This window comes from Shewanella alkalitolerans (assembly GCF_019457575.1).
Lineage (GTDB): Bacteria > Pseudomonadota > Gammaproteobacteria > Enterobacterales > Shewanellaceae > Shewanella > Shewanella loihica.
On the sequence record NZ_CP080422.1, the window covers coordinates 1,625,539 to 1,646,097 of the forward strand.

The following is a 20,559-nucleotide window of genomic DNA, read 5'->3' on the forward strand; positions in this document are numbered from 1 at the left end:
GGCTAAGGGATTCGCAATAGCGAGAACCGGGCGCAATGGCTTGCTGCTAGGCTGTTTGATTATAAATAGGGGAGTGAAGCAATAAAGAGGAAATATGGTGGTCGATACTGGGCTCGAACCAGTGACCCCCTCCTTGTAAGGGAGGTGCTCTCCCAGCTGAGCTAATCGACCTGGGACTGTCTGTGATTTATCGTTTCATAGCCATGCTATGGTGGTCGATACTGGGCTCGAACCAGTGACCCCCTCCTTGTAAGGGAGGTGCTCTCCCAGCTGAGCTAATCGACCTGGGGATAAATACAGCATATTACATATTTTGATAACAATGGTGGTCGATACTGGGCTCGAACCAGTGACCCCCTCCTTGTAAGGGAGGTGCTCTCCCAGCTGAGCTAATCGACCTGGGACATTATTATATTCGATATTCTCTCGTGAAGAGATGGTGGTCGATACTGGGCTCGAACCAGTGACCCCCTCCTTGTAAGGGAGGTGCTCTCCCAGCTGAGCTAATCGACCTGGGAATATCTCACAACATTTAACTCGATGCACCACATATTTCAATCTAGGACAAAATATGGTGGTCGATACTGGGCTCGAACCAGTGACCCCCTCCTTGTAAGGGAGGTGCTCTCCCAGCTGAGCTAATCGACCTGGGACACATCAAATTTTTCAGCCATACAGTGTATGGTGGTCGATACTGGGCTCGAACCAGTGACCCCCTCCTTGTAAGGGAGGTGCTCTCCCAGCTGAGCTAATCGACCTCGCTGTGTGGGGCCGTATTATAGGGGGGAACGATCTACTGTCAACGCTTTTTTCGAGAAAATAATGAGTCCGGTTCAAATTTGTTCGGATCGTCTTAATGTTAAACAAATCAGGATGATTTCTGATGGCGCCTTGGCGAAAGCCTGTACAGAAGGGGGCTTTCGCCTGCTGGTTCGAGTCAATATTCAGTTGGGGTGAGAAAGGAGAATAGGCTATAGGGATAAAAATTATTGTGTAAAGGAACGAATAAAGGAGAAATTGTTCATCGATTACTTTTCATGGGTCTGTTTTCTCAATCGAGTAGGCCAATCACGCTGTGTATTTGTTGAAGCATCAATTTACATATCAAGCTTTAGATAGGCCTAGCCGTGCCTGTTTGTTCAATGCCTTGATAAGGAAAGACTATCCTAGTCGCTCAGTTTTACTTTGTCCTGAAAGTGAACCACACTGATTTCAAGTATGTTAATGGAATTGGCCGCTGAATAGGATTTTGCGGGCTCGAATGCGTGTGATGCACCAAAGTTACAAACATCTATCGACACAAATTCTCGCTGGTTAATAATTTAACGGCGATCAAATTACATAGAAGTACGACGATATATTCAAAACTAACCAGCATTGGTTCCATGACTCCAAAAATTAAACTTTGGGAATTGAGGAGCAATAGTACTTCCAGCAATCATTGCTCAAGCCCTTAAGGTGTGAACAAGCATATTGGAAACAACAATGTCGTTATTTGAAGCGAGTGAAACCGGAAAATTTGACGGGATTTCCCTCATTGTCCCTGTATACGATGAAGCCCCCTCAATAGCGCCTTTCTGTGACAGGGTCTTGAGCGTATTAGCCGGTGTGTGCAATTTTGAAGTGGTGTTTATCAATGACGGAAGTCGTGATGATACAGAGCGAACCATTGAGTCGATAATGCAAGGGGATATGCCTTTCCCCATAGCACTGGTTAACTTATCTCGAAATTTTGGCAAAGAGGCCGCGCTCGCTTCTGGTATGCAACATGCCAGAGGTGATGCTGTCATTCCTATGGATGTGGATCTGCAAGATCCGCCAGAGTTAATCCCAGAGATGATCGAGAAGTGGAACGCCGGTGCAAAAATTGTCAATGCACGTCGAATAGATAGATCCAAAGACGGCTTCTTTAAGCGGATCTCGGCTAAGATATTCTATTACATCTATAACAAGATGACAGAGTATCCCATACCCCAAAATGTAGGTGACTTCAGGCTGTTAGATAGAGTTGTCATTGAGTCAATTTTAACCATTGGCGAAAGGTCACGATTTAATAAAGGCATTTTTAATTGGGTAGGCTATGAAACTTCTGAGGTGACATTCACGAGACCCAATCGCGACATAGGTTCGAGTAAATGGTCCAGTTGGAAGCTTATTAAGTTAGCCCTAGATGGCATTTTTACCTCATCAACACTGCCTTTGCGCATATGGACCTATATTGGCTTAACCATGGCCTTCTTTTCTATGATATATGGGCTAGTTATATTATTCACAACGCTGATCTTTGGTCGGGATGTCCCGGGTTATGCTTCAACAGTACTGTTAATCTTGACCTTTGGCGCACTCAACATGTTTGCATTAGGGATCATGGGGGAATACATAGGGAGAATATATGAAGAAGTTCGGCAGCGTCCACTCTATATCATTCGTTCAATCAGCAGGAAGCAATAGCATGGATCGCACAGTTTTCGAACGCATGGAGACACTTGAAGATGAGCATTGGTGGTTTGTAGCTCGGCGACGTATCATAGCAGCGTTGATTAGTTGCTATATTCAGCTACCCGAACAAGCTAACATTTTAGAGGCTGGATGTGGTACCGGTGGCAATTTAAAGTGCCTACAAAGTTATGGTCAACTTTCTGCCTTTGAGTATGATGAGCGCGCCAGAATGGTTGCAAAAGCAAAGTCAGGGCTCGAGGTTCGATCTGGCGCTTTACCAGATGACTTACCCTTTGAAGGTAAGTACTTCGATCTTATCTGCATGTTGGATGTGTTAGAGCATATCCGTGACGACAAAGCTTCATTGATGGCATTAAGTCATCGTCTATCAGCCAATGGTAAGATCTTGGTGACTGTCCCGGCCTATCCGTGGTTGTGGTCGAAGCATGATGAAGTTCATCACCATCACAGGAGATACCATAAGAAGGATTTGTTAGATGTTGCCCATGAAGCGGATCTCAAGGTAGAGCATGTTTTTCATTTTAATATGTTGTTATTCCCAGTCGCTTTGCTGTTTCGCATTGGGAAGTGGTTGCTAAATTCAAATAGAGCCGATGAAGAAATGCCGAGTCCATGGATGAATAGACTCTTACGCGAAATATTTTCGTTAGAGCAGCACATGGTTGGAAGGGCCTTTTCAATGCCATTCGGGTTAACTCTCGGCGTCATTCTCTCAAAAAACGACTCATTATGATGACTACACGGCTGCGTTTCATTGGTGTTGGAGTGGTATCGATTATCACACATGTGTTCGTTGCATTAATGAGTGCCAAAGCGCTAAGTCTAAATCCGGTCGCAGTGAACTTATGTGGCTTTAGTATGGCTATGGTTAATTACTATTTTGGATATGCCTACTTTAAGTTTGGGGTAAATACTGAAAAGTACTTTAATGTGCCCCTTTTTTTTGCCGTATCGCTATTAGGTTTAGCGCTGTCTAGTTTCATTATTTATTTTTCAATATATGGGCTTGAATGGTCGTTAGCTAAAGGGATAATGCTCGTTGCTATCGTGACCCATATGGCCACTATTTTTATGTTGAAGGCGTGGGGGGGGAGACTAACTGAAATTACTTTAAGAAAGTTGCTAGTAGGCGCACTTATCTCTTTACTTCCAAGCGCAGTTTTTTTGAAGGTTCATCTCGGGCAGGTTATTCACCATGATATTGCTTGGTATTTAGTCGCCACGCGAAAGTGGCTCGAAGGACAGGCACTTTACGATAAAATTTTAGAGGTAAATCCCCCGCTAAATTTTTATTACACTGCCCCCGCTATTTGGCTTGCTGACAACATGAGGGTAAGTGACGCTGATGCACAGTACATCCTTTTTTCAGTCATTTTATGGGGCTCGTTGTTTTGGTGTTGGAATATTCTTAACAGAGAAAATAAGTTTAGTGACTTAAGAAGCACTTTACTCATATTAGGACTTGGTTTGACGGTAACCGCCACCGGACTTCCTTATGCTGCTCAGAGAGAGCATTTACTTGTGGTGTTGCTTTTACCTTGGGTAGTCGGACTACTCTTAGAACCAAATAATGAATGCAATAAAAGGGTTATCTCAAGGTCTTTTCTGGCTGCGCTAGGCATTTGCCTTAAACCATATTTTATACTTTACCCAATTTTCATAACGATTTTTCTCGTGGTTTCAAAATGGTCTCTGAGGCCTGTCGTGTCCTATGCCAATATAACCATGGCCCTGACAGGGGGAAGCTATGTGGTTTTTGTGGCACTAATTCATCCCGCATATTTTTCAGAAATCATTCCATTAGCCAAATCAACTTATGATTATGCGAAAACTACGGAGGCGATCATAACCAACATTGAGTTAATCCCATTGTGCTTTTTTATCGTCTTGGCCATAGGTTCCTATACATTGGAGCAGCAAACCACGAGCATTTTTGTTTGCCTAGTGCTTGCTTCGCTAGCAGTGTATCTGGTGCAATGGAAAGGGTTTGACTATCATCTATTACCCTTATATTCGTGGATAGTGCTGTTTGGTGTCTGGCTAATGGTTGAGCATTACTCACCTATTAAGCTCAAAGCCATAGCCTTGTTTGTCGTGACATGCTTATCGGCCTGGTTTATCAAGTCGGGTCTGTATCAAGTTCGTCAAACCGAATGGCTTATGCAGCAAATCCAAGCGCTTAAACCCTTTAATAGCCTAGTGGTTTACAGCACTTATGTATCTATTGGACCAATCATAGCGATGAGAAATGATGCCGAATGGGCATCACGATACCCAACATTTTGGACAATTCCAGTCATAGCCAACACTCACGCCGAGCGTTCCTGTAACAGCAGCCCTAAGTTTTGTTTGCGCTTGAAAGAGATCGCTATTGAGACCAGACGTCATATAATGGAGGACCTTACGCAATATACCCCTGATCTTGTTGTTATAGATAAGATGCCGGGATACATCACTAATAAAGACTTTTCCTTGTTAAAGTTTTTCAGTCGTGACGCCGAAATCGTCCAATTTTTAGATTCAAAGTATCAGGTTACCTCGGATAGCCGTTTCTACTATTTAGTCCGCAAGTAATATTATGTGGCTAACTCACAGTGCCCAGCTTGGACTTAAGTACGTTTGACTTGTACTGCTTGACTATGAGTGTGCAAGAAGTCCCCAGCGCCAATTTAGTATCTCCAAAATCATTGCCCAGGTTATTCGAAGGCGACGTAAGGTCCTTGCATTCCTTGATGACGAGTTTGTCTGTGGTGCGAGACAGAGATAAGCCCTGTGTTGTGATGGGGCGATCACCTTTTCGGGGCGTCGGGCAAGCTGCGGTTGTTCAGGCTATTTTCTCTTATCCCATTTGGCTGTTAGAATAGCGGCCACATTAAATAGCTCAGTCTATATTTAGACCATTCGATAACAGGTTACTGTCCCATTATGACGATTAAGACGCGTTTTGCTCCAAGTCCTACCGGTTTTCTTCACGTAGGTGGTGCACGTACTGCACTTTATTCATGGCTCTATGCCCGCGCTAACCAAGGTGAGTTTGTCTTACGTATCGAAGATACGGATCTCGAACGTTCAACCCCTGAAGCCTGCGCTGCTATCTTAGAAGGTATGGAGTGGCTTGGACTGAACTGGGATGAGGGTCCGTACTACCAGACTAAGCGTTTCGATCGCTACAACGAGATCATCGCGCAGATGCTAGAGCAGGGCACCGCCTATAAGTGTTACTGTAGCCGCGAGCGTATCGAGGCGATGCGTGAAGAGCAGGCCGCCAAAGGCGAACAACAAAAGTATGATGGTTGCTGCCGTGACAAGGCGCCGCGCGATACCGACGAGCCTTTCGTGGTGCGTTTTAAAAACCCAACCGAAGGTAGCGTGGTGTTCGACGATCACGTACGCGGCCGTATCGAGATCTCAAACGAGTTGCTGGACGATCTAATCATCGCACGCACCGACGGTACGCCTACCTATAACTTCTGCGTTGTGGTGGACGATTGGGATATGGGCATTACCTGTGTGGTACGTGGTGAAGACCATATCAACAACACTCCACGCCAAATCAACATCCTCAAGGCACTTAATGCGCCTGTACCTGAGTATGCCCACGTGGCGATGATCTTAGGTGACGATGGTGCCAAGCTGTCTAAGCGTCACGGCGCCGTTGGTGTGATGCAGTATCGTGATGACGGTTACCTGCCAGAAGCGTTGCTTAACTACCTGGTGCGTCTAGGCTGGTCACATGGCGATCAAGAGGTCTTCTCTATTGAGGAGATGAAGCAGTACTTTAAGCTAGACGACATCAATAAGGCGGCGTCTGCCTTTAATACCGAAAAACTGATCTGGTTGAATCAGCACTATATGAAGGAGCTGGCGCCTGAATATGTGGCTAAGCACCTCGAGTGGCACATGCAAGATCAAAACATAGATACAGCAAACGGTCCTGCGCTGGCAGAAGTGGTCTCAGCATTGGCCGAGCGCGCTAAGACCCTAAAAGAGCTAGCTGCTTCTAGCCGCTACTTCTATGAAGACTTTGCCGAGTTCGATGAAACCGCCGCAAAGAAACATCTGCGTGGGGTTGCCTTAGAGCCGCTACAACTGCTGCAGAAGAAATTTGCCGAGCTGAGCGAGTGGAACGTAGAAGCGATTCATCAGGCTATCGAAGCGACTGCTGCAGAATTAGAGCTAGGCATGGGTAAGGTCGGTATGCCACTGCGTGTTGCGGTAACCGGTGCCGGTATGTCGCCTGCTGTAGATTTAACCGCTTTCCTCGTCGGAAAGGCCCGTTGTGAGCAAAGAATCTCCAAAGCGATTGAATTTGTAGCAAATAGAATAAATTCCTAAAAAACGAGTTGACACTTTTGGGTGTGCTGCATAGAATGCGCCTCGCAGTTGAGACACAGCCGGCAGATGCTCGCAGTGCACTCAAAGGTGACAAGTTAGGTAAGGGGCCTTAGCTCAGCTGGGAGAGCGCAACACTGGCAGTGTTGAGGTCAGCGGTTCGATCCCGCTAGGCTCCACCATCTAATTTGAAAGCGTTGAAGCAATAGCCTACTGGCTTTAACGAGTATTCACTCGATACAGAGTATAAGGTATCAACAGTGTCCCATTCGTCTAGAGGCCTAGGACACCGCCCTTTCACGGCGGTAACAGGGGTTCGAATCCCCTATGGGATACCACTTTTTTGAGTGGTTGGCTGTGAAGTTGACGATTCGATAGCGTTGAAGCAATAGCCTACTGGCTTCGACGAGTATTCACTCGATACAGAGTATAACGTATCAACAGTGTCCCATTCGTCTAGAGGCCTAGGACACCGCCCTTTCACGGCGGTAACAGGGGTTCGAATCCCCTATGGGATACCACTTTCTTGAGTGGTTGACTGCGAAGTTGACGATTCGATAGCGTTGAAGCAATAGCCTACTGGCTTTAACGAGTATTCACTCGATACAGAGTATAACGTATCAACAGTGTCCCATTCGTCTAGAGGCCTAGGACACCGCCCTTTCACGGCGGTAACAGGGGTTCGAATCCCCTATGGGATACCACTTTCTTGAGTGGTTGACTGCAAAGTTGACGATTCGATAGCGTTGAAGCAATAGCCTACTGGCTTCGACGAGTATTCACTCGATACAGAGTATAAAGTATCAACAGTGTCCCATTCGTCTAGAGGCCTAGGACACCGCCCTTTCACGGCGGTAACAGGGGTTCGAATCCCCTATGGGATACCACTTTCTTGAGTGGTTGGCTGCAAAGTTGACGATTCGATAGCGTTGAAGCAATAGCCTACTGGCTTTAACGAGTATTCACTCGATACAGAGTATAATGTATCAACAGTGTCCCATTCGTCTAGAGGCCTAGGACACCGCCCTTTCACGGCGGTAACAGGGGTTCGAATCCCCTATGGGATACCACTTTTCTTGAGTGGTTAACTGTAAAGTTGACGATTCGATAGCGTTGAAGCAATAGCCTACTGGCTTCGACGAGTATTCACTCGATACAGAGTCTAACGTATCAACAGTGTCCCATTCGTCTAGAGGCCTAGGACACCGCCCTTTCACGGCGGTAACAGGGGTTCGAATCCCCTATGGGATACCACTTTTTGAGTGGTTGACTGCGAAGTTGACGATTCGATAGCGTTGAAACATTTCTCTTATGAGATGGCCTACTGGTTTCAACGAGTATTCACTCCCTTACGGAGTCTAAATGTAAGACCGGCGTCCCATTCGTCTAGAGGCCTAGGACACCGCCCTTTCACGGCGGTAACAGGGGTTCGAATCCCCTATGGGATACCACAACTTATTTTGAGAAAGTTTGAAATAAGATGTTGTGTTTGTTCAGGTTTTACTGTATAGTCACAATCAGTTTCGGGGCCTTAGCTCAGCTGGGAGAGCGCAACACTGGCAGTGTTGAGGTCAGCGGTTCGATCCCGCTAGGCTCCACCAAATAAGCGTTTAGTTACGCGGAAAAAACCACCCAATAGGGTGGTTTTTTTTCATCTGTAGTTTATTCACATTTCAGTCTGTTCTCACTTAAGTTTGTTTCCAGTATTGTCTGTTTCATTTGGGGCTCTCAATTTAGGTTCGCCCATTTGATTCTCTGTCATTAAGTTTTTGTCTTACCTCAGCTTTCTCAAACCAAGGGAGAGCTCTTCACCATAGATGCTTAAGTCCTCATTGATGAGAAAATCCTACCCTTCGGCAAAGCTTATCTATTGCGTCTACACTGACAAAACTAACTGCTAGGCGAGTGACTAGTGTATTTGGGCAACAGAGTGAGTCAGACCATGAAGAGATCCCTTTTTCTGCTGTTAACAGTAATTTCATTAATTTCATCATATAGTTATGCAGAGGATACGACACCTTTGCCGTCCCATAAGATCGCCTATCCTCAAGGCTGGCAAACCTGGTCGAGTATTGCTGTGTCCCATCGCACCGATAACAACACGGTCAGGGCCATCCTGGGTAACGAGATTGCGGTCAATGCGGCCCGTAGTGGCAATCATATGCCTTGGCCTGATGGCGCCATCTTTGCGAAGGTAGTGTGGAAGGCGGGCGAATTAACTCATTGGCCGCAGGCGATAGGTCCCAAGGCCTTCGTTCATGCCGAGTTTATGTTTAAAGACTCGGTGAAGTATGCCGACACCTATGGCTGGGGCTGGGCGCGTTGGGTCGGGGAGGAGCAGACCCCCTTCGAGGGCGGCATGCAGGTCTGTATCAGCTGCCATACACCGGTTAAAGACAATGACTGGGTCTTTACCGAACCGGCCTGGTTTCCGAAAAAGTGATAGAGGTTGCCGTTTTATTGGCTGATAGTGTGATTAAAAGCATCAGGCGGTAAGCCTGAGAAGCGTATCGACTGGCACAACGTGCAGAAATGGCGGCTATGCCAGTCGATGGATTAGTGCTTGGTAGACTTATTTTACTCTATGCCGAGGAAGCCACCTGTTTGATGGGCCCAGAGCTGGGCGTAAATCCCACCCTGTTTGATCAGTTCCTGGTGTGTGCCTTGCTCGACGATTTTTCCCTGATCTAACACGATCAATCTGTCCATGGCGGCAATGGTCGACAGGCGGTGGGCGATGGCGATCACCGTCTTGCCCTCCATCAGTTGATAGAGACTCTCCTGAATGGCGGCCTCTATCTCAGAGTCCAGCGCCGAGGTTGCCTCATCCAGCAAGAGGATAGGGGCGTTCTTTAGCAGTACTCGTGCGATAGCGATACGCTGGCGCTGACCGCCTGACAGTTTCACGCCGCGCTCGCCCACCTGAGCATAGAGCCCATGATTGCCCTCTGGATCGCTAAGTCCTTGAATAAACTCGTAGGCCTGGGCCTGGCGAATTGCATTTTCCAGCTCTTCCTCGCTCGCATCCGGCTTGCCATAGCGTATGTTGTCGCGAATGGAGCGATGCAGCAGAGAGGTATCCTGAGTCACCATGCCTATGTTGGCCCGCAGCGAGTCTTGCTCTACCTCGCGAATGTTCTGCCCATCTATGGTGATGCTGCCTTGTTCCACGTCGTGAAAACGCATCAGCAGGTTCACCAGGGTGGACTTGCCGGCGCCCGAGCGGCCCACCAGGCCGACCTTCTCGCCGGGTTTTATCTTGAGATCGAGATCTTCTATGACGCCGCTGGCCTCGCCATAGTGGAAGCTGACCCGGTTAAAGGCGATCTCGCCCTTTGATACGGTGAGCTGGCTGGCATTGTCGCTGTCCTGAACGCTGGTGGGGCGCGACAGGGTATTCATGCCGTCGGCGACCGTGCCGATATTTTCAAACAGAGAGCTTATCTCCCACATGATCCATTGCGACATGCCGTTGAGCCTGAGAGAGAGACTGACCGCCACGGCGATGGCGCCTATGGTGATGGCGTTGTCGCGCCACAGCCAGATGGAAACGGCGGCAACGCTGAAGGCGAGTAAGTAATTAATCACCTGCACGCTGACGTTGATGCCGGTTACCAGACGCATCTGGCGATAAACCGTATCGAGAAAGCCTGTCATGCTTTCCTTGGCATATTGAGCCTCTTTCTGTGTGTGAGAAAACAGCTTCACAGTGGCGATGTTAGTGTAGCTGTCGACGATGCGTCCCGTCATGGTGGAGCGGGCGTCGGCCTGTTCGGTAGAGACCTGTTTCAGCTTAGGCAGGTAGTAAAATTGCAGCCCCACATAGATCATCAGCCAGACCAGCATGGGCAGCATGAGCCGCAGGTCGGCATCGGCGATGATCACCAGCATGGAGAGGAAATAGACCAGAATATAGACCAAGACATCCAGCAGCTTAGTGACCGTCTCGCGCACGGCCAGAGAGGTCTGCATCACCTTGGTGGCGATGCGCCCGGCAAAATCGTTCTGATAGAAGGCGATGCTCTGTTTAAGCAGATATCTGTGGGCAAGCCAGCGGATCGACATGGGGTAGTTACCCAAAAGCCCCTGGTAGATCACCAGGGCGTGCAGCAACACCAGCACAGGGATCACCACGAGCACCAAGACGGCCATCAGCAGTAACTTGTCACCCTGCTCGGCAAACAAGGTCTCTGGGCTGTGGCTGGCGAGCAGATCCACTAGGTCGCCCATAAACGCAAACAGTGAGACCTCGAGGATCGCCAGCAGCGCAGTCAGTATCGACATTAATGCGAGCGGCAACTCGAAGCCGCGCGTGTAATGCCTGCAAAACCGGTAGATCCCACGGGGTGGCTGTACCGCTTCCTGGTCGGGTAGGGCGGAAACCCATGATTCGAAACGCTTAAACATTTAAGTCCTTATAAAATTTAGGCTTATTAGGATGATAGTCGATCTGATTGCTATCACTCATCATATAGCAGGCGTCAGTCGAGTGCGATGAATTGTTGCTTAGATAGTTATTCTCACCATGAGTGCCGTTTTCCGCTAGTATCCAAACCCTGGCTGCATTAGAGTGGCCTTATCAAAGCAAAACGAGTCATCTTCAAGTGAGCCAGCAAACACAAGAGTCTAGTGCAAAAGCGTGCAAAGCCATCCAAGCTGAGGCGCAGCATCCCAAGGCGGAGCAGTATCGCATCGCGCGTCTGTCACGGGATGCCAGATTCGATGGCCTGTTCTTCGTCGGCGTCTTCTCCACCGGCATCTATTGTCGTCCTATCTGCCCGGCAGTGCCTGCCAAGGAGGCTAATGTCAGGTATTTCGACGATGCTCTGTCGGCTGCTCAGGCTGGCCTGAGGCCCTGTCTGCGTTGTCGCCCGGACAGCGCGCCGGGATCAAACCCCTGGCTCGGCAAGCAGACCAGCCTGAATCGCGCCATGAGCCTGATCGACGCCGGCGTCTTATGCGGCCCCCAGGCGATCCCTATGACGGGGCTTGCCGAGCGATTAGGGATCAGCGAGCGTTATCTGAGGCAACTGTTTCACGACAGCCTGGGCACTTCGCCCAAGCAATATGCCCTGTATCAACAGCTGATGTTTGCCAAACAGCTGCTGCATCAGACCAAGATGCCGATCACTCAGGTGGCCTTTGCCGCCGGGTTTAACAGCGTGAGACGCTTTAACGAGATCTTTCGTGAGCAGCTGCAGTTGACCCCGAGTGAGATCCGCAAAGCCACGGGCCAGCCATCGCTGCCAGTCCAGGGCCTGACGCTCAAGCTTGCCTATCGTCCGCCCTATGATTGGCAACATCTGCGCAGCTTCTTCGCCCAGCGCGCCGTACCCGAGATGGAGTGGCTAGATGAACAGAGCTATGGCCGGAGCTTCGTGCTCGGCGGCGCTAAGGGCTATTTCTGCGCAGTCCATCGCGAGCAAGAGGCCTGCTTTCATGTCACCATTCATCTTGCCGAGGCTGACTCACTCAGCCAGCTCAAGGGGATGATCAGCCATATTCGTCGCATCCTGGATCTCGACGCCGACATGCTGACCATAGGCGATAAGCTGCAAGCGCTGGGTAAGGCTCTGCCTCAGGTGTCACCTGGTCTGCGTCTGCCCGGCGTCTGGTCGCCTTTCGAGGCGGCTTGCCGCGCCATCTTAGGTCAGCAGGTGAGTGTGACCCAGGCGATCAAGCTCTTGGGGCAACTGGTGGCCGATTATGGCGAGACGATTAGCCTAAATGAGAAAACGGTGCGTCTGTTCCCGACTCCAGAGGCGCTAGTGGATGCCAGCCTGGATGGGCTTAAGATGCCGGGGATCAGAAAAGAGGCGATTCGCGCCCTAGCGGCCTTTGTGATGGATAACCCCGAGGCGGAGATAGACGACTGGCTACAGATCAAGGGGATAGGGCCCTGGACTTTGGATTATGTGCGCCTGCGGGGACTGAGCCTGCCTGACGTACTGCTGGTTGGGGATCTCGTGGTTAAACAGCAACTGCTGGTGAACCTGTCGCCCGAGCCGTCCAGTCGTGATGGAGAGCCTGCTGAAGATGAAGATCCCAAGGCGGCGAAGAAGTGGGCGCTGGCACAATATCAGGCGCTCAGCCAAGAGGTGCTACGGCAGGTCGCCCCCTGGGGCAGTTATCTCACCCTGCAGCTCTGGAATCAGCAGTAGAGAAAGCCGCCACAATGCATTTAGAATAAACGAGGGAATTTAAAATGAGCCAACAGACCAAAGATCTTCAGTACATTCCCCTAAGCCGGGACGCCGGACTAAGCGGCTATCAGGCGCTTGCCGAGCGAGTCATAGACACGCCGCTGGGAAAGGTGAGTCTGGCGGCCAATCAGTTTGGTCTGTCGCACCTGAGCTTTCTGCCCGGGCAAGATGACGACTTTGCTGCGCGTGAGGTGACCCTGGTCGCGCGCGAACAGCAGGCGCAGCAGCAGGCCGAGGCGCATCTCGACCAGGCAGAGAGCGAATTATCCGCCTATTTTGCCGGTAAGCTGACCACCTTTAGCCTGGCCTTAGCCCCTGTGGGCACGCCGTTTCAGCATCAGGTGTGGCAGGCGCTGCTCGCTCACCCCTTCGGCGATGCGGCGAGCTATTCCGATATCGCCAGCGCGATAGATAATCCCAAGGCGGTGCGGGCGGTAGGCAGCGCCAACGGCGCTAACCGAATCGCCATCATCATTCCCTGTCATCGCATCATAGGTAAGGGGGGAGCGCTGACGGGTTACGCCTATGGCCTGGAGATTAAGCGGCACCTACTGGCCCTGGAAGCCGAGGCCGTGGGCGAAAGCCAATAAGCGATCTAAGATAAGATTGACGCCTAAGTCGATTAGGCAGTAAAAATTAGGTGTTCGGCGGCAAATTTAGGTACAATGCGCGGCTCTATTTTGTACGGTTAGCTAAATCTTATCATGACAACTAATGCGCTCGACCCATCTGCTCTTGAGCCCTCTGCGCCATCGGACCTGTCGCTGTCGACGACCGATTTTAGTCAGTTAAATCTGGTCAAGGCGCTGCAGGTCAGACTGCATCACCTAGGTTATCAGCAGGCCACGCCGATTCAGGCAAGAGCGATCCCCGCCATCTTGGCCGGTCGCGATTTGCTGGCCGGTGCCAAGACAGGCTCGGGTAAGACCGCCGCCTTCGCGCTGCCCTTGTTGCAGAAGCTGGTGGGACAGAGAGCCGGTGGCGGCAATCATGTTGGCGCCCTGGTATTGGTGCCGACCCGTGAGCTTGCCCAGCAGGTAGCCGATAGCTTCATCAGCTATGGCGCCGAGCTGGCGCCAAGAGCCAAGGTGGTCGCCGTGTTCGGTGGCGTCTCGGCAAACAGCCAGATGCTGGCCCTGCGTGGCGGCGCCGATATTCTGGTGGCGACCCCAGGCCGTCTGCTGGACCTGCTCGGCAGCAATGCCGTTAAGCTCTCTCAGCTAAAGGCCTTAGTGCTCGACGAAGCCGATCGCATGTTGAATCTGGGCTTCACCGAGGAGCTCGGTGAGATCCTCAAACAACTGCCCGATCAAAAACAGACCCTGCTGTTCTCGGCGACTTTCCCCGAAGAGGTGCTTAGCCTCACCGCCAAGCTGCTGACCGACCCTGTCGAGATCCAGCTGCAGGAGGCGCAGAGCGCAGATATTGAGCAGCGCGTCTACACAGTTAACCGTAGCAACAAGACGGCGCTGCTTGCCGAGCTTATCAAGGTGCGTCAGTGGCGTCAGGTACTGGTATTTGCCAGCGCCAAGCGCAGCTGCGATCACCTGGCGCAGAAGCTGGAGAAACGCGGCATCAGCGCCCAGGTGTTCCATGGTGACAAGGCGCAGGGCGCCCGCAGCCGTGTGCTCGATGGCTTCAAGAGCGGTGAGATCACAGTACTAATAGCTACCGATATCGCGGCCCGCGGCATCGATATCGACAAGCTACCCGTGGTGATCAACTTCGAACTGCCAAGAAGTCCCGCCGACTATCTGCACCGCATCGGTCGTAGTGGCCGCGCAGGCGAGACAGGTGAGGCTATCTCACTCATCAGCCACGACGAATATCATCATTTCAAGGTGATCGAGAAGAAGAACAAGCTGCGCCTGCCAAGGGAGCAGTATCCTGGCTTCGAGGCCGATGCCGAGGCACCGCTGGATTGTCCATCGCGTCAGGACAAGCCTATGGCGAAACCCGAAGGCACGGGCAAGAAAAAACGTAATAAGTTACCCAAGATCAATGACGCGATCTGGAAGCGTCCCTCATAGTAGGGCGCGTTTATCTAACAGAGTGAAACAGAGATGCAGCAGCTTTTTTGGTTAGTCGAAGGCGAACTTGCCGGTCGTTGTGGCCCCAACCTGGTGCCTTGGGAGCTGAGTGAACTCAAGGAGCAGGGGGTCGGTGCCATACTCTCGGTCAATGGCGGCGATCTCTGTGATCCTGATGAGATGGCGCGGTTGGCGCTGCGCTACGCCTGCATTCCGCTGTCGGGCAATATTCCCCCCATGGAGGGCGACGAGGCACACTGCGTGGCTCAGCTGCCCAAGGCACTGGCCTTTATTCGTCAGTGTGAGGCCGATGGCCTGCCAGTGATGATCCATTGCCGCTCTGGCAAAGACAGAACCGGGCTCTTGATGGCCTACTATTTGATGGAGAATGGAGCCGCGCCGCTACATGCAGTGAGTCAGGTGAGGGCGGTGCGTGATATCGCCTTTAGCGCCGAGGGCTGGGATCAATTCGTCTACGACGTCTTATACGCTTTACAGGAGTAAGGCTAACGCCTATGTTAGTGACTAGGCGTATAAATTCATGGTGTTAGGGCAAGTGATGAACCTCTCAGTGGTAAGCAAAAGCATGATGCGATTGGCCTTAAAGTTGATGGCTTTGCCCTCGAAGTTGATGACTTTGTCCTTGAAGTTGATGACTCTGCCTTCAAAGTTGATGACTCTAGCCTTGACCCTGAGCCTAGTGTCGGCCTGCAGCAGTCTACCGCCGCCCCAGCAACTTACCCCCAGCCATAAGCTGGCGGCACCGACCGATTCTGGCCTGTATCGTTACCTCGAAGGCGATCTCAAGGCGCATCCAAACAAGACGGGCTTTCTGCCACTCTCATCCGGTGTCGATGCCTTTGTGGCTCGCCTGGCGATAGTCGATGCCGCCAGCCAGAGCATAGATCTGCAATACTACATCTATCACGACGATGAAACCGGCCGCTTGTTGATCTGGCACCTAATCGACGCCGCCGATCGTGGTGTGCGGGTGAGGGTGTTACTCGACGACCTCACCACCAAGACCCTAGACGATGGCCTGGTGCTGCTCGCCAGTCACCCCAATATCGAGATCCGCCTGTTTAATCCCTCCTATGAGCGCACCTTTCGCCGCTTCGCCATGTTGACCGGCTTCTCCCGCCTCAACCATAGGATGCACAACAAGTCCCTTACCGTGGACAACCAGATAACCATTGTGGGTGGGCGCAACATAGGCAACGAATATTTCTCCAAGAATGACGATGTGGATTTTGGCGACTTCGACCTCCTGACCATAGGCGATGTGGTCGATGAGGTATCGGATCAATTCGACCGCTACTGGAACAGTGAGCAGGTCGAGAGTGTGGTCAACCTGGTGCCGCCACCGACCAGTGAGATGTACAAAGAGGCGGCCAAGATCATGGCCAGAAACAAGCAGAACTTCCTCCACGATGAGTACCTTAATCGCCTCGAGCTGAGCGAGCTGCTGACACAGATCACCTCCAAGGGGCTTGCCTGGTATTGGGGCGATGCGCAGCTGCTGTACGATCCGCCCCAGAAGGCGAGCAGACAGGGCCATCAGGAGTGGTTGCTAACTGACCTTAGCCAATTCCTGGGCAAGGCGCGCAAGGAAGTACTAATCGTCTCGCCTTACTTTGTGCCTACCGACGGCGGCTGTCAGGCCTTGATAGACGCGGCTAAGCAGGGGATCAAGATCACCATCATCACCAATAGCCTGGCGGCCACCGATGTGTTGGCAGTGCATGCGGGCTACAAGGCTTATCGCGAGCGGTTGCTGGAAAACGGCATCGCCCTGTATGAGGTGAAGGTGGATATCAACAACCGTCCCAGCGCCTGGAAGGGCAGTTCGCGCACCAGCTTGCATGCCAAGACCTTTGTGCTGGACAGGGCCTCAGTGTTTGTCGGCTCCTTTAATTTCGACCCCAGATCGGCCTGGATCAACACTGAGATGGGGCTGATTGTCGACCAGAGCGAGTTTGCTGGCGAATTGGTGGATGAGATTCAAAAGTCCCTCAAGCGCAGCAGCTACCGCTTGGATCTCAAAGATGGCGAGCTGATCTGGCATGACGATCTTAAGGGCCAAGTCTATTATGCCGACCCCGATGCCAGCTTCTGGCGTCGTTTTATGGCTGATTTTATCGGTCTGCTGCCGATAGAGTCACAGTTGTAAGGCCAATTTATCAAGGCTTGAGCATCGTCAATTTAATCTGGCTATGCTAGGGTTAAACTTATCGCTAATTAAGCATTTACGTGTCGGTAAGAATATGAAAAGTAAGGCGAGCCAATCTCAAGGCCTATTATTGTTCCGCTTGTCCCATACTCAGTTGTTTGCCCTCGGCACGCTCAAGATCCGTGAACTGGTTCCCTTCTCAAAACTCAGCGCCATCCCTCAGTCTCATCCCGCTATTTTGGGTGCCGCAACTGTCAGGGGCCACACCATTCCCATCATCGACATGGCCGCGGCAGTGGGCTATGCGCCCATCACGCCCGAAGAGTGCGCCAACGCTTATATCATCATCACAGATTGTCAGCGCATGGTAATGGGATTTCTGGTGCGCAGCATAGATAAGATCATCGAGTGTAACTGGCGGGATATCGAGTCGCCGCCGGATAACCTGGGCAAGAACGCCTTTCTCACCGGGGTGACCCGGGTCGATGATAAGTTAGTGCAGCTGCTGGATGTGGAGTTGTTATTGTCCAAGATCTTCCCTGCCAGCCCAGAAACCACCCGGGCAATACTGACAGATGTGCAGCGGGAGATCTTAAAGCCGCTCAATATCTTGCTGGTGGACGATTCCATGGTGGCGCGCAAGCAGCTTAGCGACGCGCTGGACAGCATCAATATTCCCTATCTGGTGACCTCAGATGGCAGAGACGCGCTCTCCATCATGGAGGAGGCTGCCAAGGAGGGAAGGCCGATGGATCTGCTGGTGAGCGACATCGAGATGCCGGGGCTCGACGGCTACGAGTTGGCGTTCGAGGTGAAGAACACGCCTGCCTTGGCCGACGCCTATATCATATTACACACCTCGCTCTCGAGTGAGATCAGTGTGAGTCAGGCCCATCAGGTGGGGGCCAACGAGGCGCTGACCAAGTTCGACGCCCACGAGTTGATCGACGCCATGCTCAGGGGCGCCAAGCGGCATCAGGCCAGTTAAAGATTAGATTTTTGTTATCTTTATGATGCTAGCGGGTAATATCTAAAGCGAAATCGAGTGGTTTGCTAGACAAGACGGGGGAGTTTCTATAAAACACAGGATGAAGGAAGTTTAACCTTGGGCCAGATCCTGTGTTTGACACCAGCTTTTACTCTCATCCTTAGTACGTTTTGGTCATAACGGGCAAGCGTGACCAAGGCGAGAGACGATAAATAACATAAAGAAAGCTGTTCTGCTCAGCGAACGTTGACGGCGATGAGCAAAGGTTAAATTCAATTAATTATAATGATAGGTCAATCAATGAATCAAAATCGTTCCTTATTTGCCAAGTTGGCAGATGGCAGCTTAGTGCTGCAAATTATCTTGGGGATCATTGCCGGGGTTGCCCTGGCGAGTTTTTCACCTTCCTCGGCAGAGAGTGTCGCCTTTCTTGGTGATCTGTTTGTCGGCGCGCTAAAGGCGATTGCGCCGATCTTAGTGTTTATTCTGGTGGCGGCCTCAATTGCCAATCAGAAGAAAAACACCAAGACCAATATGCGACCTATCATAGTCCTCTACCTCTTTGGTACCTTTGCCGCGGCGATCACCGCAGTGACCATGAGCTTCCTCTTCCCCACCTCTCTGGTGCTGGTGAGCGGTGCCCAAGGTGCGACGCCGCCGGAAGGGATTGGCGAAGTCCTCAATACCTTGCTCTTCAAGGTGGTCGACAACCCGGTTAACGCCCTGATGACGGGTAACTATATTGGCATCCTGGCCTGGGGTGTTGGCCTGGGCATCGCCCTGCATCACGCCTCTGAGAACACTAAGACGGTATTTGCCGATGTGAGCCACGGCATCTCTCAGATGGTGCGCTTCGTGATCCGTCTGGCGCCTATCGGTATCTTCGGCTTGGTGGCTAACACCTTCGCCGCAACTGGTTTCGAGGCGATTGCCGGCTATGCTCAGCTGCTTGCCGTGCTGCTGGGTTCTATGCTGATCATCGCGCTTATCATCAACCCGCTTATCGTCTGGTTTAAGATCCGCCGTAACCCTTATCCGCTGGTATTTACCTGCCTGAGAGAGAGCGGCGTGACCGCCTTCTTTACCCGCTCGAGCGCGGCCAACATCCCGGTGAACATGGCTCTGTGTGAGAAGCTGGATCTGCATGAAGATACTTTCTCGGTATCTATCCCACTGGGGGCGACCATCAACATGGCGGGTGCGGCGATCACTATTACCGTATTGACCCTGGCGGCGGTGCACACAGAAGGGATCCAGGTGGATATCCTGACCGCGATTCTGCTGAGCGTAGTGGCGGCGGTTTCGGCCTGCGGGGCCTCTGGGGTGGCCGGTGGCTCGCTGCTGCTGATCCCGCTGGCCTGTAGCCTGTTTGGTATCTCTAACGATGTCGCCATGCAGGTGGTGGCCGTGGGCTTCATCATTGGCGTGATTCAAGACTCGGCGGAGACCGCCCTTAACAGCTCCACCGATGTGCTCTTTACTGCGGCGGCCTGTGAGGCGGCCGAGCGTCAGGCGGAGATATAAGCCAGCGTTAGCCTGAGTAATAAGTTTTCGAATTGAGAAGGAGCCGATGGGCTCCTTTTTTGTGTCTGGCTTTTTTAACTGGTTTCGTGCCTGAATCGTTTGTCTAGATTTGTGTTTGGGCCGATTTAGCCCTCATGGCATGAGCCGATGCGGCCGATAAGGTGTAGAGAGTGACGGCTTTGGCGTGTTGAAAAAAATTTGTATTACACTTTACTTAAATAATGCATTAAAAGTGATTTAGATCGCGTTTTTATTTCCGCTCTAGGTTACAATTTCACACAAAGGAGACGACAAGTCGGTTTAACTTGTTGGTTTATGGTTGCTTTTTCACAATGCTGTAACATTTGCGGTAATTTAGAGGTTAAATAAATATGAGTTCTGAGCTAAGGGTAATGTTAGGCAATGCCAGTGCTAACGGTTCACAGTCATTACTTCAAGTTATCGAAATGTCGGTTGTCGAAAAGCGCAAACGTTTACGTTGGCAGGAGCAAGATATGGAAACACGCGAAATTATTGGCCAGTGGATAGATGAGCGCCCCTCTCTGGGCGACAAGATCACCCTTTATCGTCAAGGCGATAAGCTGTTTCTAGAGACCTGGTATAACGATGGTTGCCATAGTTTTGATGAGATGCAGGCAACTAGACTCGATAATGGCCTCAAGCTTGAAGATCTCGGTGGTAACCTGTTCGGCGAATATTTCCTGCTCTCCGACGACAACAACCTGCAATTTTGCAACAGCAGTGAATGCTTCTATACCGCCAAACGCGCGGCATAAGCTAAGAAGAAAGGCGCCAGATAGGCGCCTTTTTTGTGTCTAGCTTTTACTACTCCTGAGAGTCGTCATTCCAGAA

General features: G+C 51.1%; 14 protein-coding genes and 15 tRNA genes. 22 read left to right on the plus strand and 7 right to left on the minus strand.

The features are described from left to right. Positions 1–95: 95 nt before the first annotated feature. The 6 genes from K0J45_RS07230 to K0J45_RS07255 all read right to left on the minus strand — a co-directional run bounded on the left by K0J45_RS07230 (position 96) and on the right by K0J45_RS07255 (position 758). A tRNA-Val gene (locus tag K0J45_RS07230) sits at positions 96–171 on the minus strand. Positions 172–209: 38 nt separating this feature from the next. Then, positions 210–285, minus strand: a tRNA-Val gene (locus K0J45_RS07235). 38 nt (positions 286–323) lie between these two features. Then, positions 324–399 (minus strand) — tRNA-Val (locus tag K0J45_RS07240). Between the two features lie 38 nt (positions 400–437). After that, a tRNA-Val gene (locus tag K0J45_RS07245) sits at positions 438–513 on the minus strand. Positions 514–572: 59 nt separating this feature from the next. Next, positions 573–648: transfer RNA gene (locus K0J45_RS07250), tRNA-Val, on the minus strand. 34 nt (positions 649–682) lie between these two features. Continuing rightward, positions 683–758: transfer RNA gene (locus tag K0J45_RS07255), tRNA-Val, on the minus strand. A 727-nt stretch (positions 759–1,485) separates the two neighbouring features. Between K0J45_RS07255 and K0J45_RS07260 the strand changes: the two genes are divergently transcribed. From K0J45_RS07260 to K0J45_RS07325, 14 genes are all read left to right on the plus strand, one after another. Next, a complete protein-coding gene (locus tag K0J45_RS07260) occupies positions 1,486–2,451 on the plus strand; it encodes a glycosyltransferase family 2 protein (RefSeq protein ID WP_220044812.1) in 966 nt (321 codons plus the stop codon). Between the two features lies 1 nt (position 2,452). Beyond that, positions 2,453–3,193, plus strand: coding sequence for a class I SAM-dependent methyltransferase (locus tag K0J45_RS07265; protein WP_220044813.1), 741 nt, complete (start codon positions 2,453–2,455; stop codon positions 3,191–3,193). Next, positions 3,190–5,034 (plus strand): GtrA family protein, encoded by a 1,845-nt coding sequence (locus tag K0J45_RS07270; RefSeq protein WP_220044814.1) that lies wholly within the window; start codon positions 3,190–3,192, stop codon positions 5,032–5,034. Before K0J45_RS07265 ends, K0J45_RS07270 begins: the two co-directional genes overlap by 4 nt. Before the next feature lie 351 nt (positions 5,035–5,385). Then, complete coding sequence (gltX, locus tag K0J45_RS07275) at positions 5,386–6,795, plus strand: glutamate--tRNA ligase (RefSeq protein ID WP_011865248.1); 1,410 nt, start codon at positions 5,386–5,388, stop codon at positions 6,793–6,795. A gap of 103 nt (positions 6,796–6,898) precedes the next feature. Next, positions 6,899–6,974, plus strand: a tRNA-Ala gene (locus K0J45_RS07280). Between the two features lie 80 nt (positions 6,975–7,054). After that, positions 7,055–7,130 (plus strand) — tRNA-Glu (locus K0J45_RS07285). Between the two features lie 107 nt (positions 7,131–7,237). Beyond that, a tRNA-Glu gene (locus K0J45_RS07290) sits at positions 7,238–7,313 on the plus strand. Between the two features lie 107 nt (positions 7,314–7,420). Further along, positions 7,421–7,496, plus strand: a tRNA-Glu gene (locus K0J45_RS07295). A 107-nt stretch (positions 7,497–7,603) separates the two neighbouring features. After that, positions 7,604–7,679, plus strand: a tRNA-Glu gene (locus K0J45_RS07300). Between the two features lie 107 nt (positions 7,680–7,786). Further along, positions 7,787–7,862, plus strand: a tRNA-Glu gene (locus K0J45_RS07305). A 108-nt stretch (positions 7,863–7,970) separates the two neighbouring features. Continuing rightward, positions 7,971–8,046: transfer RNA gene (locus K0J45_RS07310), tRNA-Glu, on the plus strand. Positions 8,047–8,167: 121 nt separating this feature from the next. Further along, positions 8,168–8,243 (plus strand) — tRNA-Glu (locus tag K0J45_RS07315). Between the two features lie 74 nt (positions 8,244–8,317). Beyond that, positions 8,318–8,393, plus strand: a tRNA-Ala gene (locus K0J45_RS07320). Positions 8,394–8,812: 419 nt separating this feature from the next. Beyond that, positions 8,813–9,235, plus strand: a complete 423-nt coding sequence (locus K0J45_RS07325) for a cytochrome P460 family protein (RefSeq protein ID WP_258406786.1) — start codon at positions 8,813–8,815, stop codon at positions 9,233–9,235. 134 nt (positions 9,236–9,369) lie between these two features. Here the strand turns inward: K0J45_RS07325 and K0J45_RS07330 are convergent, their stop codons facing one another. After that, the gene (locus tag K0J45_RS07330) at positions 9,370–11,199 is read right to left on the minus strand and encodes an ABC transporter ATP-binding protein (RefSeq protein ID WP_220044816.1); all 1,830 of its coding nucleotides are present in this window, start codon (positions 11,197–11,199) and stop codon (positions 9,370–9,372) included. A gap of 197 nt (positions 11,200–11,396) precedes the next feature. Between K0J45_RS07330 and K0J45_RS07335 the strand changes: the two genes are divergently transcribed. From K0J45_RS07335 to K0J45_RS07370, 8 genes are all read left to right on the plus strand, one after another. Beyond that, entirely contained in the window at positions 11,397–12,953 is a 1,557-nt protein-coding gene (locus K0J45_RS07335; protein ID WP_350355023.1) for a DNA-3-methyladenine glycosylase 2 family protein, read from the plus strand. 44 nt (positions 12,954–12,997) lie between these two features. Beyond that, entirely contained in the window at positions 12,998–13,585 is a 588-nt protein-coding gene (locus K0J45_RS07340; RefSeq protein WP_220044817.1) for a methylated-DNA--[protein]-cysteine S-methyltransferase, read from the plus strand. A 114-nt stretch (positions 13,586–13,699) separates the two neighbouring features. After that, positions 13,700–15,025 carry a DEAD/DEAH box helicase gene (locus tag K0J45_RS07345; protein ID WP_258406787.1) on the plus strand — a complete coding sequence of 442 codons (1,326 nt, stop codon included), beginning with the start codon at positions 13,700–13,702 and terminating at the stop codon, positions 15,023–15,025. Between the two features lie 33 nt (positions 15,026–15,058). Continuing rightward, complete coding sequence (locus K0J45_RS07350; protein WP_220044818.1) at positions 15,059–15,529, plus strand: dual specificity protein phosphatase family protein; 471 nt, start codon at positions 15,059–15,061, stop codon at positions 15,527–15,529. Positions 15,530–15,677: 148 nt separating this feature from the next. Then, positions 15,678–17,195 (plus strand): phospholipase D family protein, encoded by a 1,518-nt coding sequence (locus tag K0J45_RS07355; protein ID WP_258406826.1) that lies wholly within the window; start codon positions 15,678–15,680, stop codon positions 17,193–17,195. A 94-nt stretch (positions 17,196–17,289) separates the two neighbouring features. Further along, positions 17,290–18,183: a chemotaxis protein CheV gene (locus K0J45_RS07360; RefSeq protein ID WP_220044819.1), complete on the plus strand. Its 894-nt coding sequence runs from the start codon at positions 17,290–17,292 to the stop codon at positions 18,181–18,183. Positions 18,184–18,483: 300 nt separating this feature from the next. Beyond that, a complete protein-coding gene (sstT, locus tag K0J45_RS07365; protein WP_220044820.1) occupies positions 18,484–19,707 on the plus strand; it encodes a serine/threonine transporter SstT in 1,224 nt (407 codons plus the stop codon). Positions 19,708–20,078: 371 nt separating this feature from the next. Further along, positions 20,079–20,483, plus strand: coding sequence for a hypothetical protein (locus K0J45_RS07370; protein WP_011865258.1), 405 nt, complete (start codon positions 20,079–20,081; stop codon positions 20,481–20,483). Positions 20,484–20,559: the final 76 nt, after the last annotated feature.

Excerpts from the sequence above, each read along its gene's own strand:
- sstT (WP_220044820.1), top strand. The coding sequence starts at position 18,484 with ATGAATCAAAATCGTTCCTTATTTGCCAAGTTGGCAGATGGCAGCTTA.
- K0J45_RS07270 (WP_220044814.1), top strand. The coding sequence starts at position 3,190 with ATGATGACTACACGGCTGCGTTTCATTGGTGTTGGAGTGGTATCGATT.
- K0J45_RS07355 (WP_258406826.1), top strand. The coding sequence starts at position 15,678 with ATGACTCTGCCTTCAAAGTTGATGACTCTAGCCTTGACCCTGAGCCTA.
- K0J45_RS07340 (WP_220044817.1), top strand. The coding sequence starts at position 12,998 with ATGAGCCAACAGACCAAAGATCTTCAGTACATTCCCCTAAGCCGGGAC.
- K0J45_RS07260 (WP_220044812.1), top strand. The coding sequence starts at position 1,486 with ATGTCGTTATTTGAAGCGAGTGAAACCGGAAAATTTGACGGGATTTCC.
- K0J45_RS07360 (WP_220044819.1), top strand. The coding sequence starts at position 17,290 with ATGAAAAGTAAGGCGAGCCAATCTCAAGGCCTATTATTGTTCCGCTTG.
- K0J45_RS07350 (WP_220044818.1), top strand. The coding sequence starts at position 15,059 with ATGCAGCAGCTTTTTTGGTTAGTCGAAGGCGAACTTGCCGGTCGTTGT.
- K0J45_RS07370 (WP_011865258.1), top strand. The coding sequence starts at position 20,079 with ATGAGTTCTGAGCTAAGGGTAATGTTAGGCAATGCCAGTGCTAACGGT.
- K0J45_RS07345 (WP_258406787.1), top strand. The coding sequence starts at position 13,700 with ATGACAACTAATGCGCTCGACCCATCTGCTCTTGAGCCCTCTGCGCCA.
- K0J45_RS07265 (WP_220044813.1), top strand. The coding sequence starts at position 2,453 with ATGGATCGCACAGTTTTCGAACGCATGGAGACACTTGAAGATGAGCAT.
- gltX (WP_011865248.1), top strand. The coding sequence starts at position 5,386 with ATGACGATTAAGACGCGTTTTGCTCCAAGTCCTACCGGTTTTCTTCAC.
- K0J45_RS07330 (WP_220044816.1), bottom strand. The coding sequence starts at position 11,199 with ATGTTTAAGCGTTTCGAATCATGGGTTTCCGCCCTACCCGACCAGGAA.